The organism is Flammeovirga sp. OC4 (assembly GCF_000812565.1).
Taxonomy (GTDB): domain Bacteria; phylum Bacteroidota; class Bacteroidia; order Cytophagales; family Flammeovirgaceae; genus Flammeovirga.
In genome coordinates this window covers 1-24,398 of sequence record NZ_JTAM01000066.1, presented here as the reverse complement: position 1 = coordinate 24,398, position 24,398 = coordinate 1, and the positions used below count along the sequence as shown (strand labels likewise).

16 protein-coding genes are annotated in these 24,398 nt (G+C 35.2%); 14 read left to right on the top strand and 2 right to left on the bottom strand.

Going from position 1 to position 24,398, the window contains the following annotated elements:
- Positions 1–6: 6 nt before the first annotated feature.
- The gene (locus PL77_RS23690; protein ID WP_044211042.1) at positions 7–2,445 is read right to left on the bottom strand and encodes a bifunctional UDP-N-acetylmuramoyl-tripeptide:D-alanyl-D-alanine ligase/alanine racemase; all 2,439 of its coding nucleotides are present in this window, start codon (positions 2,443–2,445) and stop codon (positions 7–9) included.
- A gap of 365 nt (positions 2,446–2,810) precedes the next feature.
- On the opposite strand from PL77_RS23690, the gene PL77_RS23685 reads away from it, so the two are divergent.
- From PL77_RS23685 to PL77_RS23660, 6 genes are all read left to right on the top strand, one after another.
- Positions 2,811–4,199: an MATE family efflux transporter gene (locus PL77_RS23685; RefSeq protein WP_044210987.1), complete on the top strand. Its 1,389-nt coding sequence runs from the start codon at positions 2,811–2,813 to the stop codon at positions 4,197–4,199.
- On the top strand, positions 4,192–4,734 hold the full coding sequence (locus PL77_RS23680; RefSeq protein ID WP_052444677.1) for a 5-formyltetrahydrofolate cyclo-ligase: 543 nt from the start codon (positions 4,192–4,194) through the stop codon (positions 4,732–4,734). Before PL77_RS23685 ends, PL77_RS23680 begins: the two co-directional genes overlap by 8 nt.
- 92 nt (positions 4,735–4,826) lie before the next feature.
- Complete coding sequence (locus tag PL77_RS23675) at positions 4,827–5,948, top strand: phytase (protein ID WP_052444676.1); 1,122 nt, start codon at positions 4,827–4,829, stop codon at positions 5,946–5,948.
- A gap of 285 nt (positions 5,949–6,233) precedes the next feature.
- Positions 6,234–10,859 (top strand): translocation/assembly module TamB domain-containing protein, encoded by a 4,626-nt coding sequence (locus PL77_RS23670; RefSeq protein WP_156152511.1) that lies wholly within the window; start codon positions 6,234–6,236, stop codon positions 10,857–10,859.
- Complete coding sequence (hemF, locus tag PL77_RS23665) at positions 10,840–11,751, top strand: oxygen-dependent coproporphyrinogen oxidase (RefSeq protein WP_044210983.1); 912 nt, start codon at positions 10,840–10,842, stop codon at positions 11,749–11,751. The genes PL77_RS23670 and hemF overlap by 20 nt, the downstream gene beginning before the upstream one ends.
- A 441-nt stretch (positions 11,752–12,192) precedes the next feature.
- Positions 12,193–13,989 carry an SUMF1/EgtB/PvdO family nonheme iron enzyme gene (locus PL77_RS23660; protein ID WP_082026701.1) on the top strand — a complete coding sequence of 599 codons (1,797 nt, stop codon included), beginning with the start codon at positions 12,193–12,195 and terminating at the stop codon, positions 13,987–13,989.
- A gap of 261 nt (positions 13,990–14,250) precedes the next feature.
- On the opposite strand, the gene PL77_RS23655 is transcribed toward PL77_RS23660, so the two are convergent.
- The gene (locus PL77_RS23655; protein WP_044210981.1) at positions 14,251–15,033 is read right to left on the bottom strand and encodes a nuclear transport factor 2 family protein; all 783 of its coding nucleotides are present in this window, start codon (positions 15,031–15,033) and stop codon (positions 14,251–14,253) included.
- A gap of 274 nt (positions 15,034–15,307) precedes the next feature.
- Here PL77_RS23655 and PL77_RS23650 point away from each other — a divergent pair, with 274 nt between their 5' ends.
- The 8 genes from PL77_RS23650 (at position 15,308) to PL77_RS23615 (ending at position 24,218) form a co-directional block, all read left to right on the top strand.
- Positions 15,308–16,432 carry an ATP-binding protein gene (locus tag PL77_RS23650; RefSeq protein ID WP_052444675.1) on the top strand — a complete coding sequence of 375 codons (1,125 nt, stop codon included), beginning with the start codon at positions 15,308–15,310 and terminating at the stop codon, positions 16,430–16,432.
- Positions 16,433–16,677: 245 nt separating this feature from the next.
- Positions 16,678–17,694: an ABC transporter ATP-binding protein gene (locus PL77_RS23645; protein ID WP_052444674.1), complete on the top strand. Its 1,017-nt coding sequence runs from the start codon at positions 16,678–16,680 to the stop codon at positions 17,692–17,694.
- Positions 17,695–17,922: 228 nt separating this feature from the next.
- Positions 17,923–19,140 (top strand): peroxiredoxin, encoded by a 1,218-nt coding sequence (locus tag PL77_RS23640; RefSeq protein WP_044210980.1) that lies wholly within the window; start codon positions 17,923–17,925, stop codon positions 19,138–19,140.
- A gap of 137 nt (positions 19,141–19,277) precedes the next feature.
- Positions 19,278–19,877, top strand: a complete 600-nt coding sequence (locus PL77_RS23635) for a ribonuclease HII (protein ID WP_044210979.1) — start codon at positions 19,278–19,280, stop codon at positions 19,875–19,877.
- A complete protein-coding gene (locus tag PL77_RS23630; RefSeq protein ID WP_044210978.1) occupies positions 19,877–20,605 on the top strand; it encodes a carboxypeptidase-like regulatory domain-containing protein in 729 nt (242 codons plus the stop codon). The genes PL77_RS23635 and PL77_RS23630 overlap by 1 nt, the downstream gene beginning before the upstream one ends.
- A 3-nt stretch (positions 20,606–20,608) precedes the next feature.
- Complete coding sequence (locus PL77_RS23625) at positions 20,609–21,592, top strand: DUF2027 domain-containing protein (protein ID WP_044210977.1); 984 nt, start codon at positions 20,609–20,611, stop codon at positions 21,590–21,592.
- The gene (locus PL77_RS23620; protein ID WP_044210976.1) at positions 21,592–22,176 is read left to right on the top strand and encodes a hypothetical protein; all 585 of its coding nucleotides are present in this window, start codon (positions 21,592–21,594) and stop codon (positions 22,174–22,176) included. The genes PL77_RS23625 and PL77_RS23620 overlap by 1 nt, the downstream gene beginning before the upstream one ends.
- 176 nt (positions 22,177–22,352) lie before the next feature.
- Positions 22,353–24,218, top strand: coding sequence for a transglutaminase family protein (locus tag PL77_RS23615; protein ID WP_044210974.1), 1,866 nt, complete (start codon positions 22,353–22,355; stop codon positions 24,216–24,218).
- Positions 24,219–24,398: the final 180 nt, after the last annotated feature.

The window sequence follows — 24,398 nt, the reverse complement described above, 5'->3', positions numbered from 1 at the left end:
TATTATTTATCCTTCCATATAGTAAATCCTTTTGACTCTTGAACTGACAGAAGTAAGAATTTCGTATGGTATGGTTCCAATCTCTTTTGCAATGGTAGATATTGAACGTTTTTCACCAAAGACGATTACTTCGTCACCAACATTGGCTGGAATATCTGAAATATCTACCATTGTCATATCCATACATACATTACCAATTACTGGTGCTAATTGACCATTGATTACTACTTTCCCAACTCCATTACTGAGCCTTCTGTCAAAGCCGTCAGCATAGCCAATTCCTATAGTTGCAATTTTCTTAGGAGTATCAACTTTTCCTTTTCGGCTATAACCCACTGTTTGCCCCGCTTTCATTTCTTTGATCTGAGCAATAACTGTTTTTAAAGTGGCGACAGGCTGCAAATCATCTTGTTTAAGGTTATTGACTTCAACACCGTGTAATCCAATTCCAAGTCGGACCATATCCATTTGAGCTTCTGGGTAACGAACAATTCCAGCAGAGTTAAGACAATGTTTGATTATCGTGTAACCTAAAGCGTTTTCAAGCTGAGAAGTGAGTAATTGAAACTCTTGAATTTGCTCTTTACTATAGGTGTCGTGTACGCTTTCATCCGCACCTGCTAAATGAGTAAAGGCACCTTTAACCTCTATTTTATTACCCAATTTTAAGAGCCGCTCTTCAAGCTCTTTATAATTTTCAGTGGTGAACCCCAAACGATGCATGCCTGTATCAAAGTTGATTTGAATAGCAAAAGGTTCATCATGGTTCTCCTCTGCAATAAACTCCTCCAATGCAGTTAGCATTTCAAGGTTGTAGATTTCCGGTTCTAATTGATGCATACGCATCATTTCAAAAGAGTCTGGAGATGGCGTCAATACCATAATAGGAGTTCTAATCCCATTTTGCCTTAATTCTACTCCTTCGTCAGCAAAGGCTACTCCCAGATAATCGACCAAGTGATATTGTAATATATTAGCCAATTCACTTTTACCACTGCCATAGCCCAATGCTTTCACCATTACCATCACTTTAGTTTGTGGTGAAAGTTGAGACCTGTAGAACATGAGGTTATGTACAACAGCATCGAGATTGATTTCTAGCTGTGTGCTATGAATTTTCTTTTGAAGTAAAGTGGCAATTTTTTCAAATTCAAACTGTCTAGCTCCTTTCAGTAGAATTAATTCTTTATTGAATTGTAGAGTTGAATTTTTGATAGCCGTTCTTACTTCGTTAGTATTATTAAAGAAATATTTTTCTTTGATACTGAATACTTCTTCGTAAGATTTCAGTTGTTTACCCACTCCAATGAACTTGTCAATATTGTATTCTTTACAAAGTTGATTGACCCTTTCATACAATGCTTTTTTATCTTTATCGCCTTGCAGAAGGTCGGAGAAGATAAGAGTTCGTGGATACGTTTCTTGATTCTGATTTAGAAATGATAAAGCAATTTGGAGCCCTCCTAAATCATTATTGTAAAAGTCGTTGATGAGAACCGTATTATTGATGCCTTCCTTACGTTCCAAGCGCATCGGAATCCTTTTTAGCTTATTGATTCTACTTTGGATCGTTTCAAAAGGGTATTCCAAACAAACTAACATGGCCACACAATGCATTGCATTTTCAAAAGAAGCATCGTCTAAAAATGGAATGTTCATTGGGAACGTTTCACCTTCGTAGTTGACCATGATTTCATAATCAGCCACTTTCATGATGATAAGGTCAGCATCTGGATGTTCACCCCATGAGAATGTTGGGACGTCTAATGCCGATAATTTTTCATCAATCAACGGGTGGTCTTTGCAGTAAACGACAATTTCACAATTTTGGAAGAGTTTTGCTTTCTCATCAATTTTTTGCTCTATGGAATCAAAATCTTTATCATGTGCAGTTCCAATATTAGTAAATAAACCTATGTTGGGTTGTATGATTTCTTCCAACTTGTGCATTTCATTAGGTTGGGAAATGCCGGCTTCAAAAATGCCTAAATCATGTTTTTCATTAATCTGCCATATAGAAAGTGGTACTCCAATTTGTGAATTGTAACTCTTAGGGCTCTTGACCACGTTGTAATCCATTTCTAATAGAAAATATAGCCATTCTTTTACTATAGTTTTCGCATTGGAACCTGTTATGCTGATCGTAGGCAATTGTTGATGTAGTTGTCTATGCCATGCCGTGAGTGCTTGTAGCGTCGCTAAAGTGTTGTCAGTATATACGAAAGTGGCTTCTTTATAAAGATATGCTTTGTCAAATGAACTTGTTACTACAAATTTACGCACTCCTTTTTCATAAAGTTCAGGGATGAAAGATTGTCCTGTCCTTTTCTTTCCCTCCAATGCAAAAAAAATAGTGTTTGAAGGTGCCGAAAGCTGTCTGCTGTCAATCAGCAAATATTCGGCATTCCAAAATGAGGTAGAAAAATCAAGGTTCGAATTAGGCATATCTTCCTTATTGTTTTTTATTAATATGAAATGAAAATTAAAGATAAGTTTCAGATTTTTACTTTTAAAGGGCATTAGTCAGTAAATTTTGAAGCATTTAAATGTTTGTTTTAAAGTGATTGATATACAGTGTTTTAAAAGGTGGGTTAATGATTTGGTATTTGATTTAATATTGGTTAACCAAATCATTAATTTATCAAAGAATTGAAAAACAACACGTATGTTTGTAAAACTTTTACAATCGATACATTTTAGCTCATAATAATCAATCATTTCAAAAATCACCTAATCACAAGCACGCATAACTTTCACCTATTGGCTTTGGGTATTTTGATTGAGATAAGAGCGAGAAGAGAACACTATAAATGAGAAATCTGTTAAATACATATAAAACGCATTACAAAGATACTATTCGAATAGCAACACCTGTTGTGATTTCCCAGGCTGGTCAAAACCTCACCAACATTGTAGATAACATGATGGTAGGGCACTATAACACTGTTGACTTAGCAGGTGCCGGTTTTGCGAATAGCTTATTTGCCATATTCTTGGTATTCGGAATTGGTTTTGCCGTAGGTGTGACTCCTTTGGTGGGGAAAGCTTATGGCCAAAGGGACTTCAAAGAAATGGGAAGCTTATTCAAACATAGTATGACTTTGAATGCTTTGTTTTGTGTATTCCTTGTGGTGGTATTGTTGACTTTATCCACGTTGATGGATTACATGGGGCAAACGCCTGAAGTAGTAGACGCTGCTAGACCTTATTTATTGATTAATACATTTTCATTAGTGCCATTGATGCTGTTTTTTACAGCAAAACAATTTGCAGAGGGAGTGAAATACACCAAAGTAGCCATGTATTTTACGCTTTCCGCTAATATTATCAACTTCTGTTTAAACTATGTATTAATATATGGAAAGTTCGGTGCACCGGAATTAGGTTTAACGGGTGCCGGTATTGGTACTTTAGTTTCAAGAATTGTTGGTGGTGTTGGTATGATGATTTATGTACTGAACAGTAAACATTTTCATCGATATTTAGAGAATTTCAAGACAACAAAAATACACGCAAGTAAGTTGTTGCAACAGCTGAAAATGAGTCTTCCTATTGGTTTACAAGCACTAATGGAAGTAGGAGCATTTGCAGTTGGAGCCATGATTGTGGGATCTGTTGGAACACAGCCAATGGCAGCACATCAAATTGTGATGAGCATGATCTCGCTTACCTTCATGATGGTGAGTGGTGTAGCATCTGCAGTTTCTGTAAGGGTGAGCAATTTTTATGGAGAAGGCAACTGGCAGCAAGCTCGATTGGCAGGGTTTACAGGAATGCAATTCGCATTATTAGCCATGTCTATTTCGGCCGTTACATTTTTGGTGTTCAATGAATTTCTACCATCCTTATTTACCGAAGACGTTGAAGTAATACAATTTGCTGCATCGATGCTGTTTTTTGCCGCATTGTTCCAGTTGTCAGATGGTGCACAAGTGATTATGACGGGAGCTTTAAGAGGAATTTCAGATGTAAAAGTGCCAACTTTCATCTGTTTTATTTCTTACTGGGTAGTATCATTACCTTTAGGTTTTGTACTGACACATTATACAGAATGGAGCTTTTTAGGGGTTTGGATTGGTCTTTCTACAGGTTTGACTTTGTCTGCTATTTTATTGTTTTCTAGATTTACATTAAGAACAAATCAAGAACTCAATAAAAAGAAGGTAGACCAAGAAGCCTTAGTAAAAAGCAATGCATAATCAAAAGGAGACTTTAAGGAAAAAAATTATACAACAGCGAAACCTCTTATCTAAAGCACAAGTGGACCAAGCTGAAAAAGAAATAGCAGCAACTTTTTGGGGAAATCACACTCAAGAAGTTGCTGTTTTGCATACTTATATTCCCATCAATAATGAAGCATCAACATTATTGATTATTCAAAAAGCACTTTCACTAGGTTGGACGGTTGTAGTGCCTAAAACACTTCCAAAACGCCAATTAAAACATTTGGTCTTGAGTGATCTCTCACAACTGAAAGAAGGAAAGTTTGGTACTCTTTTGCCTTCGGAAGAAATTGAATACAAAGGTGAAATAAACTATGTTTTAGTGCCTGGTGTTGGATTTTCAGAAGAAAAAGGTAGAATGGGATATGGGGGAGGTTACTACGATACTTTCCTTTCAGAATATCCTAATGCCATCAAAATCGGAATTGGATATGACTTTCAAGTTATCCCAAAGTTACCCATAGAAGAACATGATGTACCTATGGACCGACTCATTATAGCAAAGTTGTAAACTTAAAGTAAATTATCCTTTAACCTTTTTTGGATTACAAAAAATAATAAACGGAAAAAGTATGTTTGCCCTAACAATTTAACAGACATACGATGAAGTTTATTACAAATCTTACATTTATTACAATAGCAGTTTTAGCATTGGGTTGCGAAACATCTCAAAAGAAATATAAAGATCCTCGTGAGCATGATTCAGCGATGAAATCGGCTTATGATATGCAATCTAAAATACCTCATGCAGTTACTGCAGATGTTGAAACGGTTCCGGTAAATTCTCCAGTGGATGCCGATGCAGCAGATGACCCTGCTATTTGGTATAATGCTGAGCGTCCAGAGCAATCAATTATTATCGGTACTGATAAAAAAGCGGGATTATATACTTATAATCTAAAAGGTGAGCAACTTGATTATGTTGCAGTAGGTAAAGTAAATAACGTAGATGTACGCCGTCAATCTATTGTCAACGGTGATACGTTAACGTTAGTAGCAGCTTCAAACAGAACACATCATAATGTGAGCATCTTTACGATGGATAGCCTTGGTAAGTTATCAGAAATTAAGATGCCTCAGGAGGTTTTATTGGATGACTCTTACGGCTTCTGCATGTATCAAGATACAGCCTCAACTCCTTATTTTATCATGAATTCTAAGGACGGAACGATCAAACAATTCGCTTTGACATTGAAGGAAGATCAATTAGGTGAGCTTTCTTTAGTAAGAGATTTTTCGGTTCCTTCTCAACCTGAAGGAATGGTAGCAGACGATGCTACAGGTATTTTATATGTAGGTGAAGAAGCAAAAGGAGTTTGGAAAGTAGATTTGACAAATGCGGATTCTAAAATGGAATTTATCGCTGCAACTTCCATTGAAAACAATGATGCATTGGTGGCGGATATTGAAGGAATAGCGATTTATAAAACGGGTGAGAAAACGGGGTATCTTATTGCCTCTAGCCAAGGAAACTTCTCTTATGCTTTATTTTCATTGGAGACAGAGGAATACTTAAAAAGTTTCAAAATTATTGATGGTGTAGTTGATGGTGTAGAGGAAACAGACGGTTTGGAGGTTTGTAATATGCCAATCGGTGACCAATACAAAAAAGGAATTTTAGTAGTGCAAGACGGCTTCAATTATGATGGAGATTCATTAAGAGCACAAAACTTCAAAATTATCTCTTGGGAAAAGATTCAAAATATCATAGATCAAGCTATTTAATTTAAAAATTACGTATTGAAACAGAAGTAATTGCGTCTTTTCTCCATACAATTTGATTACAGCAAGGTCGCTTTCCTCGGGAAGTGGCCTTTTTTGTTTGTATTTTATTTACCAATTAATAAAAAGTGTCAATTGAAACTATTATTTTTGTGGGTTAATAAAGTTCTTCGTTTGATGAATGGAGAATAATACAATCTAGCAATATTCTTCAGGTTGAGTAAAACAGAAACAAAGAAAAAAGAAAGCAGATGGGTAAGACTTAGGAAACTTTTTTTAGTGAAAAAAGTGCTGAGACTTTTGCGTGTTTGGTTTTTCAGATTTGCTACGCTTTTACTTTTTCTTTGGATTAGTTTAATTAGTCTTTCTCAACTCTCTTCAGTACAAACTTATCTTACGCATCAAGTGGCTTCGGTGGTGACAGAAAAGACATCACACCCTACCACAGTTTCTTCTGTAAAGTTTGACTGGTTTGATAAATGGCGTTTGGAAGAGGTGAAAATCCTTGACCTTGATAGTATCCCTTTGATTGAAGTGGAATCTGTAGTGTTGGATTTTTCATTTATATCCATGCTCTACAATGAGGATGAGTACATTCATATAGAAGAAACAATCTTAAATTCTCCTAGAGTAGAAATGATCATGGATTCTGGTTTAGATTCTATGAACAGCATGACGAAATGGATTCGTTATATGGCTGGAGATCCCACCGGAGTACACCGTTTTGATTACAAAGAACCTGGAAATATTCACCTGCTTTTTGAAAAGGTGAAATTAAATAATGGTACCTATATCATGCTTAATCCTGACGCGAATTTTCGTGAAAAAGGAAAGTTTGATGTCTACGATATGGAGTTTAGTGGCATCTATGCCGATATTACTCAATTTAAAATCGTTCGAGACACCATTGCAATGGACATTCAAAACCTGAGTGCCATTGAACGAAGAACACAGCTCAAAGTGTTTGATATTGATACCTATTTTGCCATTTCTACCACAGGTTTGTCATTGCATGATTTGGATGGTGATATAGGTTCAAGTACCTTAAAAGGAAGAATTGATTTCATATACGATGATTATGGAGACTATAATGATTTTTACCATTGTATCGGTTTAGATGTGAAATTAAAGCAGTCAACATTACATACGGATGATCTTGCGAGCTTCTTTACTTATTTTGATTCCCTTCATGATTATGTAGTGGGAGATTTCCACCTGAAAGGAACCGTCAATGATTTTGTGGTAAAGAATACTAACCTCCGTTTTGGTAGTGGTAGTACTGTCAAAGGCGATTTCCAATTTAATAAAGTCATTGCAGAAGAAAGGACAGAAATGGATCTGGTATTCCATGATTCATATTATTTTACGGAAGATTTGATACCCTATGTTCCTGATTTTATGCGTGAGTACATCAATATGTTTGGTGCAGTCGCTCTAGATGGAACATTCAAAGGAACCCTTGAAGATTTTGAGTTAGACGGCGTTTTGAATTCTGATTATGGCGTCATTACTCCCAAAATGGATATTTCCATCCCCGAAGAATCGTATGTAGGCTATTTGAGAACGGATAGCTTAAACCTTGGGAAAGTGTTTGATACACCAATTTTGGGGAATTTTGATTTTGAAGGAGACGTAGTAGGAAAAGGTTTTAGTGTCGATGAGTTGGCCCTTAACCTTAATGCTTCCATTAAAAGACTTGGAATAAATGGGTATGACTATACCAATATTTATCTTGATAGTACTTATATGAAAGAAGGGTATTTCAATGGTGAATTAGTCGTCAAGGATCCTAATATTAAGTTTTACTTGAAAGGGCTTCTGGATTTCAATGATAGTACTTTTAAATTCCAGTCAGGAGTGGATATTCCCAACTTCAAAAAAATCAATTTATCCTCAAAAAATGTAGGCTTATTTACAAAAATGGAAGCCTCATTTGATAGAGTAATTGATAATGGTGTGTCTGGAGGTTTATCATTTTATGATACTAAAATCTTCAATAGAAAAAGGGAAATCAATATTGATCAACTGATGGGTGTAACGAACATTATGCCTTCAGGCCTGAGGTTAGTTAATATAGAATCAGATTTTATGAGCTTTAATATGGCAGGCTTTTTTGACTTGCCAATGCTCACAAATGATATTATTGATGCTATTGATGAAAGTTATTTGTCTCTTTTTGGTGATGAATCAACACAAAATCAATATTACACAAAAAAGAAAAAGAGAAAGGAAGTCTATGGTGAACAAAACTATTCTGTAGATGCAGAACTTAGTTTTAAAAATATCAATGATGTAATATCAATCTTTACGGATAGTATACAAATTGCTGATAATACAAAGTTGATTTTGGAGGCTTCTTTTGGGAAAAATGTAGGTTTTCATTCCAAATTATTTAGTGATCACTTGCATTTCTATGGCGTCAATTTGGATTCCAATTATGTCAATTATTTTGCAGAGAAAGACGGTTATTCGAGTGATTATAATACCTCTTTGGAGGTGAAATCAAAGGCACAAGATATCAATGGCTTCTTATCAAAAGATTTTAATTTTTCAGCTTTCACCGTCGATGAACATTTAGTATTTGATACTAAAATTGATGTCTATAATTATGATTTGGCATTAAAACTAAGAGGAGATATCTTATTAGCTAAAGATAGTGTGGTGTTTAGGCTGCCTCAATCAAACATTTTTTGGGAAAAAGAAACATGGACCACCGAGAGTTCCGAACCTTCAAAAATCGTAGTTTATCAAGATGGTGTCTATTTTCATAATTTTAATGTAAGCAATAAGCAAGAAACGATTTACTTGAATGGGTGGGCTAAAAAGAATGTTGATAAATACCTTCATCTAAAATCACAAAACTTAAACTTATCTTCCTTTCAGAAATACCTTGAGCAAGACGTAAATGGTAAGGTAGACTCTTTAGACCTTTACCTTGAAGACCTATTTATTTCACCGAGGGTGTACGGTCATGTTGCTGTAGATTCATTGAGTATTGATGATTATTTTCTTGGAGATTTAAAAGGGGAATCAGAGTGGACAAAGGAAAAATTAAATGTCGATCTTCAGATATTAGACAATACAGCGAAGCGTTTTAACTTATCCGGAAATTATTATCCTGAGAATAAGAATAATCAATTGGATATGAAATTGGAAGTCAATGATCTTCCGTTAGGTATTTTTCAACCATTCATTTCTGAAGTTGTCGAAAAGCTTGAAGGACAAACGACAGGTTGGGTCAAAATTTCTGGTAATACCGATAAGCCAAAACTTTGGGGAAGTGTCTACGCCAAAGAAGGATTAATACGTTTAGTATACCTTGGGGTAGATTATATTTTTGGGGACACGCAAGATCTACCAAGAATTCTTATTCGTCCTAATAAAATTTATACTGAAAACCTAAGGGCAGTAGACGAGTACGGACATTATGCTTACATCAATGGAGGAATTAATTTCAAAGAAGGGTTTGATGAAATGAACGTAGGACTTGACGTTGATTTTGATGATTTCTTCATTATGAAAAAAAATGAAAAAGGAAATGATCTATTTTATGGAACGGCTTTCGGTACTGGAAACGTAAACGTATCAGGTCCTTTTGATGATATTATTATTGATGTCAATGCAACGACAAATAAAAGAACCAAGATCTACATTCCTTTAAATGAAATAGACTATTCAGAAACAGATCCTTACATTGTTTATGTACAGCGCGATACTTCTCAGAATAACACAGATAAAGAGGAAGTAGAGGAGTCCACAAGTGCAGCAACAAAACAGGCGAACTTTCAAATGAAAATGAACCTTGATATTACGCCTGACGCTTATTGTGAATTGATTTTCGATAAAAAAACGGGTGATATTATCAGAGGTAATGGCTTAGGGAAAATTCAAATGAACATTGACAAGAACAGAGAGTTCGAAATGTATGGCAATGTTGAAATTGTAAAAGGAGCCTATAATTTTACCATGAAAGTGGCGGAGTTTAATTTAGTGGATAAAAAGTTTGTCATTGACAAAGGTTCTACGCTTTCGTGGAATGGAGATCCTTATGAAGCTCAGATGAATATTATTGCAAAATATGAGCAAAGAGTGAGTTTACTCCCCTTAATAGACATTCAGGATAGTACAGTGAGAAATGCCCCGGAAATTGTGAAAAGGTATCCTGCCGATGTGGATTTGATGATCAAAGGAGATCTTTCTAATCCTCAACTTGCCTTTGATATAGATATCCACGATTATCCTGCCACCGTAGTCACCCAAGCAGGGCCTGTCTCTTTGGAAAGTTACGTAGCCGCTTTTGAAGAGCGTATCCATAGAGACGAACAGGAACTGAACCGTCAGGTATTTGGCTTGATTGTAATGCGTCAATTGCTTTCTAATGATTCTTATGGCGGTTTTGGGCAGACAGCCTCTAGTAGTGTGAGTGAATTATTGACCAATCAGCTCAGTTATATACTTTCTCAGGTGGACGATAATTTTGAGATAGACCTTGATATGAGTGGTTTGGACCGGGAAGCATTACAAAATTTACAGATGCGTCTGTCGTATACTTTTGCACAAGGAAAAGTGAGGGTGACAAGGGATGGAGGATTTACGGATAATCAAAACCAAACAACCGCCGCCTCAGTGTTGGGAGATTGGACTGTTGAAGTAGTAATTTCTCAAGATGGAGCATTAAGAGCAAAATTCTATCAGAAATACAGACAGGATGTTTATTATACAACGGCAAATCAGGATAATACATCTCTAACAGGGGCAAGTGTTATGCACACCAAAAGCTTTGATAATTTTAAACAGATTACTTCCGATAAAAATAAACTGGAAAAAACGAAGCGCCCTAAACACTATAGAAGACACCTTAGAAAACTTAAAAAAGAAGAAAAGCGAAAAAAAGATGAAGCAAATACAGAGTAGCGAAATCACGGCCTGGTTCAAAGGGTTACAAAACGATATATGTAGAGATCTGGAATTAATTGACGGTAAAGCTAAATTCCAAGAAGATTTGTGGGAACGTCCTGGCGGCGGTGGCGGCAGAACAAGAGTGATCAAAGATGGTAATATCATTGCAAAAGGGGGAGTTAACTTTTCTTTGGTGGAAGGACCTTTATCCGCTCAAATGGCCAAGGCTTTAAAAGTAGAAGCGGCAGAAACATTTAAAGCAACGGGGGTTTCTATTGTATTGCATCCTCAAAGCCCAATGGTTCCCATTATTCATATGAACGTACGTTACTTTGAGCTTTCTAATGGTGAATATTGGTTTGGGGGAGGTATTGATTTGACTCCTCATTACGTTGATCAATCCGCTGCAGCCGATTTCCATCAACACCTGTTCGAAGCATGTGAGAATACCAAAATAGGCTATTATGACCGCTTTAAAGAATGGGCAGATAACTATTTCTTTATTCCTCATAGAGATGAAACAAGGGGAATCGGAGGTATTTTCTTTGATCGATTAAAACCAGATGTGGAGGGATTAAACCCTGACCAATTATGGCACTTTGTTCAAGATGTCGGAGAATCTTTCATACCTGCTTATAAGGAACAAGTAGAGAAATTTAAAGATGTGCCTTTTGGTGAAAAAGAGTTGAATTGGCAGAAATTAAGAAGAGGTAGATACGCAGAATTTAACTTGGTATGGGATAGAGGAACTAAATTTGGGCTTGAAAGTAATGGTCGAACAGAATCAATTCTGATGAGTTTACCTCCACAAGCCAATTGGGAATATGATTATAAACCAAAGGCAGGATCTAAAGAAGAAGAAACTTTAGGTTTACTAAAGAAAGGAGTGAATTGGTTAAATCAATAAAGACAAATTAATCACCATATTTACTACACTGTAAACTAAGTTTTCGAATATTTATGATTTTTAGAAATCAGGAGATTTCTGTTGATCTGTAGGACACGAATGCCGCTAACGCTTAACATTCGCGCCAGTGGCATTCTACCCAATTCGTTTGGCAGTACTTTCCTCGGCCTTGAAGGGAAAAGCGTTAAGAATTTAGCTTTTGACTTCAAAGCCTATTTTTTTTGTTCGTTTTTCATCAATGGAAAAATGAAGAAGAAGGAATCTTGAAAGTAGAATATAAAAGCCTAAGGAATAATTGATTGAAAGTTTACAATGTATTTAGTATAGCCTTCCTTATTCATTTAAAGGTATAAGGAAGGGTTTTTGCGTCGTAAAATAGAAGATAATCTAGTTTATCAACTAGATAATAGTTATAACTATCTTAAAGAATAACAAACTATAATGTACAAACTATTACTATTCTTTTTCTTATTGCCATCAATGGTTCATGCTCAAGTGAATTTGAGTGAATTTTTAGACAAGTATTCAGATCTATGTCCTGGTACTGTAAATTTAGTCATCAATGATAGTGTAATTATTGATGAAGCTGAAATAACACATATAGATTGGTTGTTATATGTCCATTCTCAGTCTTTTAATAGGAGGTATTATAAATCTCTTTTACCTGATACTGTTTGTTGGATGAATAATGGTAATTCCGGTATTGAGTTAACAAAACACTATTTAAGGTATCCAGGCTTTAGGTATTATCCCATGGTAGGGATTTCTTATGATCAAGCGGTCAATTTTTGTAAGTGGAGAACAGAAGTGGTCAATAATTACACTTTACCAAGAAAAAAAGAGAAATATAAAAAGCTAAGAGATTATACTGTCGAGATAGAATACCGTTTGCCTACAAAGGAAGAGTGGGAAATAGCAGCTTCAGGAGGTTTAGACCTCGAACAGTTTCCTCATGGAGTTCGTCGCCCTTATGATCCAGACTTTATTTCTAAGGAGACGAACAGAAAACATAAAAAAGCAAAAGCGAAATGGTATAAAGATCAAATCAACAAAATAGAGCAAGCATCTAACAAAGATCTTTTTTTATCAAAAGAGTTGATACCAATGGAGTTTAATGTATTTGAAAACTATTATTCTCCAGACATGCAGGCGTATAGGTTGGAGTTTCAAAAAGAAGGAACAGACCCTCGAACCGCATGGGTTTATGAAGGTAATCCAAACAAATATGGTATTTATCAAATGATAGGTAACGTTTCAGAATTAACGCTTGAAAAGGGGATCGCCAAAGGAGGTTCTTACAAAGACAAGATTAATGACTTTACCATAAAAACAGATTTTAAGTATACAAGGCCTTCCGAAACTATAGGTTTTAGGTGTGTAGGAGTTTTGAAAGTATATAAAAAGGTAGAGAAGGCTCCTACAGTTACTATTCCTATAAAAAAGCAAATTGCTCTAGATCTTAATTACGAGTTAGTGAATAATTATTTGACAAAGATTGAGAGTGAAGAAAAAGAGTATTCTGTAATCAGGAAATTAGGTCATGATAAATTAGATAAGTATTCGGATGGAATTACTGCATCACATGATTCTTCAAGTATCATAAAACAAAAAGTTCGTCTGATGTTAGAGGCTTACTCTAAAGCTAATAAACTCTTTCCTACTGAATGGATTCCTAAAAGTGATTTGGAAGAATTGAAAAGAGAAAGAATAGCACTTTCGGTTGATACTTTAACTGTAGAGCAACTTTTAGAGATGAATGTGCCGGAGTGGGTTGAAATTAAGATTGGCCTTTTAAAACTTGAAATGAATTACGAGTTAGTCAATAATTACTTAAGGCTTATTGAAACTGATAAAGCGTCTGATTCTCTCCTTCAAAAAATTGACTCTAGTATTCGAATACCATATGCCAATAATTTATTGATTCAATATTATAACAATGCTTATAAGAAAGCTTTATACAATTTAGAAACTTTCCGAAATGAAAATTCACATTATGGGGATTTGAGAGAGAAGTTTCCAACAGTCTATCCTAAACTAATAAGAGAAAAAGCAAGAACTCATAGAGACTATTGGGAGTCATCTGTAAGGTATTTTTTGGAAGACTATTATTTAAAAGGGAAACTGTTTCCAGAGAATTGGATTCCAATTCATGAAAAAAATAAGCTTATGAATGAGTTTTATTATCTAGAATTGAAAAGGCAATTACATGAATTGGAAATGAAAAGCAGTTTATTTTAATGGAGAATGAAAACACACTGTAAACTAAGCTTTCAGCTATTTGTAGTTTTTAGAAATCAGGAGATTTCTGATGATTAACAGGACACAAATGACGCTTCGCTTAACATGCACGCCAGTGAATTTACTGCCCAATTCGTTTGGAAGTTTCATTCCTCAGCCTTGAAGGAAAATATTATAACTGCTACTGTACATGCATTGAATGAAGAACAGTATGAATAAATATGAACGCTACCTCATAATTATGAGGTAGCTAATTTTATATTAAAATTTACCAGAGTTATTCCAGGTATCTTGAGGACCAATTTTTTCCATCACATCCCAATGCTCGACAATTTTTCCATCTTTCACTCTAAAGATATCAATCACACACCAATCCTCATCTCCCAATTTTACATGAGATAAAGACGCTGCAAAATTACCTTGAACCAAAACCTTGTGCACCTTTTCATATTTCATAGGTGTACCTGCTTCCACTAATTCTTGTGCGAACTTTCCAAAACCTTCCAATCCATCACCAACAGCAGGGTTATGTTGCAAATATTCTTCTGTAGAAATGTAAGTGGTTACTTGGTCAAAATCACCACCAATGAGTACGTTATTGACAAAGCCAGTGATGACTTTACGGTTGTCTTCTGTCTTATCTAAGTCTTCGATTTCAGTGGTTCCATCTACCATTGTTTTCCCAGAAACCGTTTCTTTTACCTCTTCTTGGATCACATCCCAATGCTCAATGATCTTGTCGTTACTATCTGTATCAAAAATATCTGCTGTAACATAGTACCACTCACCGTTATTCAAGCTTTGGTGTACATGAACAAAGACATATTGCCCATCTTCAATCGTTCTTATGACTTGAATGTCTCTTACGGGGTTTCTTTTTAAGAAAGGTATAAAAAATTCTAGAAACCCCTCTTTTCCGTCTGCAACACCTGTAGAATGTTGAGTGTAGCGATCTCCGATGTATTTATCGAGTGCTTCATGAGGTTTTCCTTGATTGATACCTTCCATGTACAATCCGACAGCATTGTTTAATTTTTGTCCCATAGTTTTTGGATTATTAATAAATGAATAATGAACTGAGAGGAGATATTAAATAAAAATTAACTTTTTGTGTTTAACGTTTTTGTTTTAAAATTTTACATTTTATTTAAACTTCTGCGTCAGTAACGTGTTTTGTAGAAGTGCAAAATAGAATAATCAACTCACTTTTGTTTTTAATTATATATGATTTTGTTGCAATATTTTAATAAGTGTAAACAACTTGGTAATCATATTCTTAAATTAGATAAGATGAACACGCCGATTTAATTAAAGTAGCATGAATTTACATGAATTAGAGAAAACTAACATACGTGACCCTTATAATTCTCATGAAGTCTTATACCATGAGTCTCCTGAGATGTTCATGTCAATTTGTCCTAAAACTGCAAAATTAATCACTTGTAATATTACTTTGTGTAAAGCCTTAGGTTACACCTCAAAAGAAATTATTGGAAAAAATATTTTTGAACTTTATGACGAAAGTTGCCACGATAGAGTAAGAACACTTTTTAAAGGCTTTTTGAAAGGCAATATCGTTGAGAATGAAGAATTGGTTGTTCGTAAAAAAGATGGTAATGTATTTCCGGTCTTACTCAGTGCAAAGGCTGTAAGAAATAACAAAGGAGAAATTCTCTTTAGTAACTCTTGTTGGAGAGACATTACTAAAATTAAAGAACTAGAATCTTCATTAAAAAAGTCCAATCAACTGTTGAATCAAAAAGTAAAAGAGCTTGCACAAAAGAATAAAGAACTTGAACAATTCGCCTATATCGTTTCTCATGATTTAAATACACCACTCCGAAATATAAAAGGAGTATTAAACCTAATACAAGAGGACAGTGAAAGTGATGTCCCTCCAACTTGGAATACTTATTTTGGTTATATCAATCAAAGTGTGGCTAGAATGGAACGTTTAATTGATACCATTTTAGAATTTAGTAAGCTTGGAGTGAAAAGTGAAAAACAACTTGTTGACCCTTCATTAATTCTCAATGAGGTATTGGAAGATTTTGCTCTTGAAGTCAAAGAACAAAATGTAATGGTTTGCAAAGAAAAATTGCCAAAGGTTAATGGTTATTCAGTTGAATTTCATATGCTTTTACAAAACCTTATTGGCAATGCAATTAAATTTCAAAATAAAGAGAGAACGCCAAAAATAGAGGTAGGGGCTATTGATCAAGAAGGAGAGTGGATGTTTTATGTGAAAGACAATGGAATAGGGATTAACCTTGAGTACAAGCATAAAATATTTTCTTTCTTCAAGAGAGTAAATGAAGATTTTAAAGGGACAGGAATTGGCTTAGCACAGTGCAAAAAAATTGTAGAACTTCATGGAGGACGAATTTGGGTAGAAAGAAATAAAGATGTCGGAAGTTGTTTTTATTTTACCATTCCAAAATGAAAAAACACGGTTACGTATATTAAAAGGCGAAAGGTACTACTACTTTTCGCCTTTTTCATTATCAAAATATTGCTACTGCCATCTCCTTTAGTACATTAGTGGCAGAAAGAGAAGCCATATTTTATATTTTTTACTTTAGTTTTTAAAAATCAGAAATCAAAAACACTAATCGAAAACTTTTATGAACAAACCCTGTTACTCTTTCTAAATATTCGGTTATTTTTGTGGCAGAATACGAAAATTATATGTCAAGAAGAAAAACTATACTAAGAGTAGAAAACTTTTCAAAATCTTACGAAGAAGGAAAATTAGCGGTGAATCAGCTATCCTTTGACGTGAAAGAAGGGGAAGTTTTTGCACTGATTGGACGAAGCGGTTGTGGAAAAACAACAACTTTAAAACTACTTTCAGGACAAATGAGACCTGATGATGGCGCAGCCTATGTACATGGAGAAAGGATTTTAGGTCCCCATGAAAGACTGTTGGCAGGGCATGATAAAATTGCTTTAGTAGAGCAAGATTACAACCTGTTTAACCATCAAACAGTTGCAGATAATATCAAATACCCTATCCGAAGAACAACCAAAGAATATCAGGAATATAGATTAAATGAGCTATTGCGTATTTGTCAGCTAGAGGAATACCGTGATACTCGTCCTAAAGAGTTATCGGGAGGTCAAAAGCAGAGAGTAGCCATTGCCAGAGCGATTGCCAATGAACCGCCTATTCTATTATTGGATGAACCTTTTTCTCATCTTGATATGGCACTTCGTAGTGATTTGAGAAGAATGGTAAAAAATATTGCGGTTGAAGCGAATATTTCAGTGGTCTTTGTAACGCATGATACGCATGATGCCTTGGCAATGTCAGATAGAATTGGTGTGATGTCAAGAGGTAAATTGATTCAGATCGCAACTCCTGAGGAAATTTATAGACAGCCAAAAAATAAATATGCCGCACACTTTTTCCCACATTGTAATGTGATCGAAGCAGATGAACTAAAAAAGTTAGGCATCGACAAGTCTTCTGGAAAATATATGGCGAGACCAGAGTGGTTGGAAATGATCGACGAAAAAAGTGCAGAACATACAGCAGTTCTTCGTCATGTAGATTATTTTGGTAATGCAAGTTATGGTGAGTGGGAAGTAGACGAAGGAAGCAAATTATGGGTGCACCATGATAGCTTTGCTACGTATCATATTGGCGATAAAAAAGGAATTGCTTTGAAATCAAATGCAGATTGGTGGGCTTTGGAAGATTAGGATTGTATTTGAGCAAAACCATTTAATACTTAATAATTCTTAATGTCTTATTTTTTGCATTAAGTTGAAGTATATTTAATAATGAAGTACTAGGTTATTGAAATGATGCCTAGTACTTCAATTTTTTTAATATTCTACACTCAATCAAAATTAACTTTTTACTTGCGAATAGGTGCATTTAATAATTTTGATTTAGAACTTACAACCTATTAAAGAGCCAATCAGTTTATGATTTTAAGAAATACGTTATTCCTCTTAATCGCTATAAAATGTATTCTCTTTTCATGTGAAAAAGAAAATAACAAGGCAGACAAAGGGGAAGAAAAACCAATGACAAAATGGAGAGCTGCCATTACTAATACACATCAGAAAGAAGTTCCTTTTTATCTTACAATTGAAGGAGATGGTGATCAGCAGGTCTGGACAGTGATCAACGGCGAAGAGCGAATGGTATTGGATGAGGTTTTTTATGAAGGAGATTCATTACATATACCATTGTTGATTTATGAAGCAGAGCTGATTGTAAAAGAAGGAAAAGACGTTATAAATGGACAATTTGTAAGAAATGGAGCTTACCGCCTACCCTTCTCCGCTGTAAAAGGTGGCGATAAACGTTTTTCGAAAGGGGCGGAACCTACAGTTGACTTTACTGGTAACTATGCCGTAAAACTTGGAAAAACGGATGCCATAGGACTTTTCAAACAAAATGAAGATTACTTGACCGGAACTTTCCTCACGGCTACAGGTGATTATAGATTTTTAGAAGGAACAGTGAAAGGTAATAAGATGTTTTTATCTTCTTTTGATGGAGTACATATTTTACGTTTCGAAGCAGAATTGCAAGGCAATAAGATTGTCAACGGTAAAATGTGGTCAGGAAAATCAAGGACAGAAGTATGGGAAGGTGTGAATGATCCCAAAGCGGCTTTGCCTGACCCAAAGACGTTGACTTACCTTAAAGACGGCTATGATAAATTTACTTTCTCATTTAAAAACCAAGAAGGGAAAGAGGTAACATTAGAAGATCCGAAATATCAAGGCAAGGTAGTGATTATTCAGATTATGGGCTCTTGGTGTCCAAATTGCTTGGATGAAGCCAACTTTTTTGTGCCTTTGTATGATCGCTATAAAGAGAAGGGATTGGAGATAATAGGCCTTTCTTTTGAGAGAGCTTTAGAAGCAGAGAAAGCCTACAAACGTATCAATAGAATGAAAGAGAAATTGCATATTGACTATGAGGTTGTATATGCAGGTACGCCCAAACAAACGGCTCAAGCCTTGCCAATGTTGAATAAAGTCATGTCTTTCCCTACATCAATTGTGTTAAGACGAAATGGTGAAGTAGCTGAAATCCATACAGGTTTTTCAGGCCCTTCCACCGGAAGATATTATGAGGAACATGTGAGTGAATTTACCTCATTGATTGAAGAATTGATCGAGGAATAATAAATACAGCATACGGTATCTAAAAAAGAGTGAAACGAAAGGTTTGTTTCACTCTTTTTTTATCCTTAAATAGCATTAAAATTCCGTAGTGATAATATTTGAAGGTTATCACTCGATTAAAATTAGTCGTATAGTAGATGTTAGCATCAAGTTTTACAGAAGATAAGATAGAAGCAGGCTTGGATGAAGCAGGCAGAGGTTGTTTGGCAGGGCCCGTAGTGGCCGCTGCAGTGATTTTGCCAAAGGACTTTTCACATCCAGACTTGAATGATTCAAAAAAATTGACCGCAAAGAAAAGAGAGTTTTTGAGGGAAGTGATCATGAAAGAAGCCTTGGCTTATAAAGTAATAGAGGTACAAGCAGAAGAAATAGATAAAATCAATATTTTACAGGCATCATTCACTGCAATGCACCGATGCATTGATGGAATAGAAATAAAACCTGAATTATTATTGATTGACGGCAACAGGTTTAGACCTTACAAAGGTATAGAGCACGAGTGTATTGTAAAAGGAGACGGGAAGTACTTGAGCATTGCGGCCGCTTCTATTCTTGCCAAAACTCATCGTGATGAATTAATGACGCAACTTTCTGAAGAGTACCCAGAATACGGTTGGGAAAAAAATGCGGGTTATCCTACCAAAAAACATAGGGAGGCCATCGCCAAACATGGTACTACACCTTGGCATCGCAACTCGTTTAAATTATTGCCAGAACAAAAAACAATAGATTTTTAATGAGGTACATCAAAGCATTTCTCTTCTTTCTTGTAATCGCATTCAGTTTACAATGTGAGGTGCCAAACCCTTACGGGGACTTGTATGTTTTGATAAGAGATGAATCCGGAAATTTGGTGGAAAATTGCTCGGTAACCTTGTATGGAAGTTATGAAGGTTTTATTAATGAAACGGACACCATACAAGGACCCAACGTGACGGACGAAAATGGGAGAGCATTTTTCTTGAATTTATCGGAAGGAACATACTACATCGCCGCTAAATACATTAATGAAAGCGAAAATGTGGAAAAGAATAATTTGTTAGTGGCAACGCAAACAGATGTTCAAGCATCAGAAATTGGATTTAGAAACTCGATAACAGTTATTATTTGGGATTCTTTTATTGGCAATATGTCTTCTACGGAAGGTAAAAGGTGGGCCTACAGTCAATTCATTGATGTGACGACCGGAGTGAGTAGACCTGTTCCAGACTGTTTACAAGATGATGAACTGGTTTTCTTTAGAAATGGCCAATTTGAATATGTCAGTCAAGAACTGAATTGTGATGAAGGGGTAGACGATAACTTTACAGGGACTTTTGCTCCAGTAAGTAATGGATCATTTATTCTTATAAAAGATTCTTTAGAACAAACCCGTTATGGACTTTATATAGTATCGGCGACTCAAACACAGATGATAGCTCAATACGGTCCTGATTTTATTGTATATGACAACGTAAGTAATTAGAAAATGAATATTGGAGATAAAGTAAGAAGTTTACACGATGATATTGAAGGCATTGTAGTGGCTTTAAAAGGTGGAATTGTTGAAATTGAAGATACAGATGGTTTTAGAATGGATTTTATTCCAAATGACCTTGCCGTTGTATCTACAGTGGAGTCAGAGGAGTTTGGAAGTGTTGAAGAAGAGGACAGAATTGTATCTACTTCTCAAAAGAAGAAGCATAGAGATAGACCAAAAGCAGCATTACCGTTGATTTCAGAGAGAGGTGTGTTTATCGCTTTTGTACATCAAAATGATCAGATTTTAGATGTGTATGTTTGTAATAATTCTGATTTGACAATTCCGTTTGTATTAGGTTCTGATCGTAAAGGAGAGTACAAGGGTATTTTCACCTCGACCTTAATGCCAAGAACTCAGGTTAAAGCAGATCAGGTAACACTTCAAAATTTTGAAGAATGGCCTGCTTATATTTTCCAAGCTTTATTCTTTTATCCAGGAAGAAGCGTAAACCATGAGCCTTTGGTAAAGAAACTTCGTTTTAAAGCCTCAACTTTCTTTAATAACAAACAGGAAGTGCCAGGAATGAATAAAGACGGTTATGTCTTCCAATTGGATATTAAAGCATTGACGGAGGTTGATGTAGCGAAGATCAAAGATGGTTTGGTGGAGTCTGGAACAAAATCAGGTCAAAAAGTAGAGAAGGTAGTTCAAAAACCTGCGTCTGAAGTGGACCTTCATGCAGAGAAATTAGGGTTGGATCCAAACATGGGGAATAGCACATTGAGTATGCAGATTCTTCACTTTGAAAAAGAGTTGGATGCAGCAATTGTTAGTGGAATGGATCATATCACGTTCATTCATGGTGTAGGTTCAGGTAAGTTGAAAACAGAGATTCAAAAGCGTCTTTCGAAACATGCTGATGTTGAATATTTTGAAGATGCTAGAAAAGAGAAGTTTGGTTATGGTGCCACTTATGTAAAATTAAAATAATGAACTTTAGAGTTGTAATTGGAATTTTACTAACGGGTATTGCATTGACACTGTATGGTGTTGGTAAGCCAAGACTTTCAAAAGAACAAACCTATTTAGAGGAGGCACTTGAAAACAAGAATAACAAAGTCTTTTTAGAAGGAAGAGTTTCTACTCAAAATGATACCCTTCAGGACTTTTTTGTTTTAGCTTCTAAAGAAGAGTTTACAGGTGCCGGAAAACATAGAGGTTTTAAGCCCGTGCAGCAAAAGTTGCAAACCCTTAAATTGGAGACTTCTTCTGGAATTCAACTTTTAGAGTTTGAAGAAGCACCGTTTAGGGGAGAGGAAGTAGCACATGTACTCTTGGAAGAAACAACTTCTTCTAACGCACCCATTCAATGGCAAGGGGTTAAACAAAATTCTCGTTTATTGGTATTGGGAGAACAAGAAGGAAATAAAGTAATGGTCAAATACAGTTATGCTGGAGAAAAAGAAAATTACTTTCAATTGTTAGACGAAGGCATCAAATTACTGACTCAGATTTGTACAGGGTTAGGGTTACTTGGTATTCCACTATTAATATGGGGATTGGTTAGGAAGTAATATTTTTCATCAAACTCAGGTTTAAAAATGATTTAATATTAATTCTCAAATAATTTTTAAATGAAGGTGTTAGCGTAGGTTAGCACCTTTATTTTTTTCAATTATATTTGTGTCTAATTACTGAAATCAGAATAGCAAACTCTTGATGAGGTATCAATGTTACTTGAAGGAATAACATGAGCAAACTAAAAATATTTTTTCTATTACTAATTACGTATTTAGCTTACCTACCTGTTTCTTTCGCACAATCTACAGCTGTATTGTCGTATGATAAAGAAGCATTTTTTGATGGTAAAAAAAAGAAAACTACTTATACCTATAAGGTACTGATTGGAGAAAAAGAAAATCACGAATTAGGAGATCTTTCAATTTACTACTCTTTAGGAGAAGATGTGGCCATTCATGAGGCGTCAATTTATACATTGAATGGTCAGAAAATAAGAACACTGAAGAAAAAAGATTTTCAGAAAAAAAACGCGGTGAGCGATGGAGCCTTTCATGATGATACCTATAAAATGTATGCCTCTTTAAAAACCAATCAATATCCTCATGTTCTTCATTTTTCATATACCATTACTTCCAAAGAGATGCTTTACCTCGCAGGGTGGTATCCAAAGGTATATGCACATATTCCGACTTTGAAGGCAAGTTTGACGGTGAAATATCCTAAAGATTTCCCCGTGAGAATTAAAGAAGATGCATGTTTTGAATATGAAGAATTTAATGATGAAGCGTACAACATTCAAAAATGGTCTGTCAAAGAAAATTTGGAATACAATCCGGAGCGGAATAGCCCACATATAAGAAATATATTTCCCGTAGTTGAAATTTTACCAGAAACGATTTCATATGGTGTGGATCATAAAGTAAATAGTTGGACTGAGTTTGGGGAGTGGATTCGAATTCTTAATGCAGGTTTGGATGACTTGACCGAACAAGAAAAGGTGAAAATACATGCACTTACGGATACGCTGACAAACCCTCGTGAAAAGGTAAAAGTGCTTTACAATTACCTTCAAGATAATACACGCTACATCAATGTCTCATTGGGGATTGGAGGTTTAAAATCTCATCCTGCAAGTTATGTTTGCGAAAATAAATATGGAGATTGTAAAGCGTTGACAAATTATATGCAATCGATGTTGAGTGAGATTGGAATTCCTTCCTTTATGGTAGATGTGTATGCAGGAAAACAGATCAAATCAATAGATACAGAATTTCCTTCTCAGCAGTTTAATCATGTGATTTTAGGTGTTGTCGTAGATACCGATACTATATTTTTAGAAAATACATCTAAAGTTCATCCTTTTAATTATTTAGGCAGTTTTACTCAAAATAGAAAGGCATTGTGGGTAGAGCAAGGCAAAAGTAGACTGGTTGATTTGCCCGCCTTAAACAAAGAAAATACAGTTGATAGTATAGCCTATACTTTTTCTCTAGCAGATGAGAATGAAATAAGAAAGGTAAAAGTTGATTTCACTTCCACTGGGGGGCAGTTATTTGAGGCATTGAACAGTTATAAAAACTCCTCTGATAAGAAACAAGAAAAGGTCTTTAGAAGTCATCTATTACCTTTTGCAATTGGAGTGATGGATAGTATGCAAATTGTAAAAGAAGACAGAAATTCAACTTTTATTTCAGGCAGTTTTCAGGGTGAGTGTAAAAGGTTAGAAAAGAAAATAGCGAGTTTTAGGGTGATCACTCTACCAAGAATTATCAATACTGAAATAGAAAAACCTTCGGAAAGAGAACATCCTTATTGGGTCAATTTAGTGATTCATAAAAAAGAACACTTTGAATTTTCGATTGACAAAATAGATCAGGTGAAAGTAGAACTCCCTAAAGATTTTGAATTAAAATCGGAATATGGAGAATACAAAGACCATTACTATATCAAAGAAGGTAAAGTCTGTTTGGATCGAAGCATCTATATCAAACCTAATCAAATAAGTTTGGAAGACTATCCAACGTTTTATGACTTCTATAAAGCAATTCATTCACGAAGCCGAAAAACTTCAATTATTATAAAACAACAATCTTAAATAATGAAATATCTATTCATCCTAAAGTGTATCCTAATTTTTTCAACCCTAGGTTATACTCAAAAGTTATCACGTGAGTACGGAAAAGTAACAGACGCGGATTACAACTATCAGTCTAAAGATAAAAAGGCTGAGGCCGTGGTTTTACATGATTATAGTTACCCCATCAAAACGGACTGC

Coding starts and splice junctions, on each gene's coding strand:
- PL77_RS23690 (WP_044211042.1), bottom strand. CDS start 2,445: ATGCCTAATTCGAACCTTGATTTTTCTACCTCATTTTGGAATGCCGAA.
- PL77_RS23685 (WP_044210987.1), top strand. CDS start 2,811: ATGAGAAATCTGTTAAATACATATAAAACGCATTACAAAGATACTATT.
- PL77_RS23680 (WP_052444677.1), top strand. CDS start 4,192: ATGCATAATCAAAAGGAGACTTTAAGGAAAAAAATTATACAACAGCGA.
- PL77_RS23675 (WP_052444676.1), top strand. CDS start 4,827: ATGAAGTTTATTACAAATCTTACATTTATTACAATAGCAGTTTTAGCA.
- hemF (WP_044210983.1), top strand. CDS start 10,840: ATGAAGCAAATACAGAGTAGCGAAATCACGGCCTGGTTCAAAGGGTTA.
- PL77_RS23660 (WP_082026701.1), top strand. CDS start 12,193: ATGTACAAACTATTACTATTCTTTTTCTTATTGCCATCAATGGTTCAT.
- PL77_RS23655 (WP_044210981.1), bottom strand. CDS start 15,033: ATGGGACAAAAATTAAACAATGCTGTCGGATTGTACATGGAAGGTATC.
- PL77_RS23650 (WP_052444675.1), top strand. CDS start 15,308: ATGAATTTACATGAATTAGAGAAAACTAACATACGTGACCCTTATAAT.
- PL77_RS23645 (WP_052444674.1), top strand. CDS start 16,678: ATGTCAAGAAGAAAAACTATACTAAGAGTAGAAAACTTTTCAAAATCT.
- PL77_RS23640 (WP_044210980.1), top strand. CDS start 17,923: ATGATTTTAAGAAATACGTTATTCCTCTTAATCGCTATAAAATGTATT.
- PL77_RS23635 (WP_044210979.1), top strand. CDS start 19,278: ATGTTAGCATCAAGTTTTACAGAAGATAAGATAGAAGCAGGCTTGGAT.
- PL77_RS23630 (WP_044210978.1), top strand. CDS start 19,877: ATGAGGTACATCAAAGCATTTCTCTTCTTTCTTGTAATCGCATTCAGT.
- PL77_RS23625 (WP_044210977.1), top strand. CDS start 20,609: ATGAATATTGGAGATAAAGTAAGAAGTTTACACGATGATATTGAAGGC.
- PL77_RS23620 (WP_044210976.1), top strand. CDS start 21,592: ATGAACTTTAGAGTTGTAATTGGAATTTTACTAACGGGTATTGCATTG.
- PL77_RS23615 (WP_044210974.1), top strand. CDS start 22,353: ATGAGCAAACTAAAAATATTTTTTCTATTACTAATTACGTATTTAGCT.